This is a genomic window from Vibrio sp. 1S139 (assembly GCF_041439475.1).
Lineage (GTDB): Bacteria > Pseudomonadota > Gammaproteobacteria > Enterobacterales > Vibrionaceae > Vibrio > Vibrio crassostreae_C.
This window is the reverse complement of record NZ_JBGOOD010000135.1, coordinates 1-2,796: the sequence shown is the minus strand read 5'-3', so window position 1 is coordinate 2,796 and position 2,796 is coordinate 1. Positions and strand designations below refer to the sequence as shown.

Annotated in this window: 6 protein-coding genes; 3 read left to right on the top strand and 3 right to left on the bottom strand. The window is 38.4% G+C overall.

Features of this window, described 5'->3' with window-relative positions:
• Positions 1-161 precede the first annotated feature (161 nt).
• Together ACED46_RS21630 and ACED46_RS21625 are read right to left on the bottom strand one after the other, a co-directional pair.
• On the bottom strand, positions 162-464 hold the full coding sequence (locus ACED46_RS21630) for a type II toxin-antitoxin system RelE/ParE family toxin (RefSeq protein ID WP_016799689.1): 303 nt from the start codon (positions 462-464) through the stop codon (positions 162-164).
• Positions 464-724 (bottom strand): type II toxin-antitoxin system Phd/YefM family antitoxin, encoded by a 261-nt coding sequence (locus tag ACED46_RS21625; RefSeq protein ID WP_016799688.1) that lies wholly within the window; start codon positions 722-724, stop codon positions 464-466. The genes ACED46_RS21630 and ACED46_RS21625 overlap by 1 nt, the downstream gene beginning before the upstream one ends.
• A gap of 217 nt (positions 725-941) precedes the next feature.
• Here ACED46_RS21625 and ACED46_RS21620 point away from each other — a divergent pair, with 217 nt between their 5' ends.
• The 3 genes from ACED46_RS21620 to ACED46_RS21610 all read left to right on the top strand — a co-directional run bounded on the left by ACED46_RS21620 (position 942) and on the right by ACED46_RS21610 (position 2,165).
• Entirely contained in the window at positions 942-1,481 is a 540-nt protein-coding gene (locus tag ACED46_RS21620; protein ID WP_286293922.1) for a recombinase family protein, read from the top strand.
• Between the two features lie 115 nt (positions 1,482-1,596).
• Positions 1,597-1,767, top strand: coding sequence for an acetyltransferase (locus ACED46_RS21615; protein WP_286293924.1), 171 nt, complete (start codon positions 1,597-1,599; stop codon positions 1,765-1,767).
• Positions 1,767-2,165, top strand: a complete 399-nt coding sequence (locus ACED46_RS21610) for a type II toxin-antitoxin system death-on-curing family toxin (RefSeq protein ID WP_286298880.1) — start codon at positions 1,767-1,769, stop codon at positions 2,163-2,165. The genes ACED46_RS21615 and ACED46_RS21610 overlap by 1 nt, the downstream gene beginning before the upstream one ends.
• A gap of 181 nt (positions 2,166-2,346) precedes the next feature.
• On the opposite strand, the gene ACED46_RS21605 is transcribed toward ACED46_RS21610, so the two are convergent.
• Entirely contained in the window at positions 2,347-2,757 is a 411-nt protein-coding gene (locus ACED46_RS21605; protein ID WP_371722428.1) for a hypothetical protein, read from the bottom strand.
• Positions 2,758-2,796: the final 39 nt, after the last annotated feature.

The following is a 2,796-nucleotide window of genomic DNA, read 5'->3' as shown; positions in this document are numbered from 1 at the left end:
TTTTCTAATCCAAATTTAGCACGTTAGAATCCATACTCTAACGTGCTTTTGTCCAAAAATCACTTAGCCTAGCTTTTACACAGTCCGGCCTTACTTATTAATCATTGCAGCAATGATTAAAGGTCTCTATTTGATGAATGACCATTAGGGTGTTAATTATATTAAGACAGTTGTGAAAAGTGCTTGGCCGGAGACATTTGCTTACCAAGAACGGCAGCAATAATTATGTGATCTTGTTTCTGGATATAATAAATCACATGGCGCTTTAAAGGAAAACGGAAGTAGTTTTGGCCCACCTCAGAAACCTCTATGCCGAGCAACTTGTTGTTCGCCAGTAATTCCATTGATTGCTTTAGTTCTGAAAAGTAAGTACTCCATTGTGCTTGCCCCCATCGCTCTAATGTATAGCGACGAATCTCAATCAGATCAGATTGCGCTGAAGAAGAAAGCTTATAGTGCGTCATTAATCAAACTTTCCTTGGTTAAGTGCATTCATGAAATCGTCACCGTCGACTAGTTTATCTGATAGAGCATCGGCTTCTGCTTGTTCGAAGCGTGATTTCACCACCATCAATTTCAGTGCTTCAAGTTGTTCATATTCTTCACAAGACATCATCACCGCAACGGGTGAACCATTCTTATTAATTTGTATAGGTTCACGTTGAACTTTCATCAGTAAGTCGCCAAATTTGGTTTTAGCTGTATTCGCAGTAAGTGATTGCATAATATTCCCCTTTTCGCTCATTATAAACGAATCGAACGATTTAACCAATTTGTATGATTCTTCTATTGGGTTTAATCTCGCGCTGTGTCCATAAAGGTGTAACTTTGTGAACATTATCTTTCACCCACCTCAATACTGTCCAATTAGTCTTTAAAATAACATATGAACATGTACACTAATGTTTAATTATCTTAATGTTCACTTTTAGGCTCTTTTCATGAAAATTGGCTATGCCCGTGTCAGCACTCAAGACCAAACGCTCGATGTTCAACTTGAACAGCTTAAACGTATTGGTTGTGACAAAATTTACCAAGAGCAAGCGAGCGGTAAATCCTCTGATAGAAAACAGCTTAACCTGTTGCTGGATTTTGCAAGGGAGGGAGATATTATTCATGTTACCAAAGTCGACCGCATTGCTCGAAATACCATAGATGCTTTGCAAATTGCTGATCAACTAGCGCAAAAGAAAGCTGGTTTGGTCTTTCATGATTTGGGCGATTTAGACATCAATAGCGATGTAGGTCGAGTTATTTACACTACCATATCGGCGTTTGCTGAAATGGAAAGAAAACGAATATTACAGCGCTGTAATGAAGGTAGGGAGCGTGCACGCTCTGAGGGTAGGCACCTTGGACGGTTTCCTGACAAAATGCTTCACCAACGCATTCAAGAGCTTACTGAGCAAGGGATGAACAAGCATGCTATCAGCAAGGAGTTAGGGTGCAGTCGTACAACAGTTTATAAAGTTATAGGATGAAGTGATTATATCTCTATGGATTAATCACTATAGGGGAAGTGGCTGCATCTCATTATTTTTTAATGGTAGTTTTGATAGTATAATCAAATTAAATCTGATTTTTTTGGGTGAAAAAATGAATAAGAGAATTGAATCTTATGGCGTAGATGTTGTTAAACGACCTAAGATTAAAGCTACAAGAAAGCTTGATCTTTCTGGTACTTATGGACAGCAGATTGTTAAGTCAGAGTCTAAGTTAGCCTTGAGAACTCATCGTAAGACGTTTGAGAAGTTGGCTGACATGTGATGGATATTATTTGCTTTCCATTTGAGCGAGTCATCGAAATAAATACATTTATATTGGAGAGTGAACCTGGTATGAGTGGGGCTGTTGATATTCCCAAGTTGCAAGGTGCATTAGGTCGAATTGATAATGCAATTGTTTACGATGGCTTAGATGATATCTTTGAAATTGCAGCTAAATATACTACAAGTATTGCGATGTCACATGCCCTTCCAGATGCGAATAAAAGAACCGGCTTAATGGTTGCTTTGGAGTATTTGTCTTTGAACGACTTTGAGTTGACCAGTGATAATGATTTATTAGCTGATGCTGTTCGAGATTTGGTGCTTACTGAGATTTCGGAAACTGATTTCGCTGATATTTTATACGCTCAGTATGCACAGGAAAACAATCTTGCTTAAGCTACCTTTGAGCCTAAAATTTAAAATGATCGATTTTCTCTATCGATCTCCAGTAAAAAAGATCATTTAATTAAAGCTTACTCATTGCAGCAATGAATAAGGCTGTAAATAAATTTGTGTAGTGGTGGTAAACTTTCACTTAATCAGTGGTAAGTTTTGCCGAAAGTTTACCAGTCCATTATTACTTTTGTTGGTATTGAAGCAATTGCCCTTCCAATCTCGCACACTGCTGTTGTGACTCTCCCAACTTATCTTGCAACTGTTGTAGGGACTTCTCGCCATTAGTTAGCTGTTCAGTTAGAGATTCTACTTTTGTTTCAGATTTTGCGTGTTGATTTTGTAAGTGCGTATGGTCTTTAGTGAGGTTTTTTAGCTCCTTAGTTTGTTGACTCATTTGATCATTAAGTGATGCGACGTGCTTCTCACTAGATTGTAATGACTCTTTGGTCATGACTTGTTCTGTAGCTCCGCGCTCAACCTCAGCGGTTAAGGATTCAACTTGACCTTGTAGTTGCTTCTGGGCTTTCTCACCATTGGCCAACTGCTCATTTAGAGATTCGATTTTAGTTTCATATTTTGGGGTATTGCGCACATTTCCCCGAAAAGTTCATTCTTCATTTTATGGCTAAGT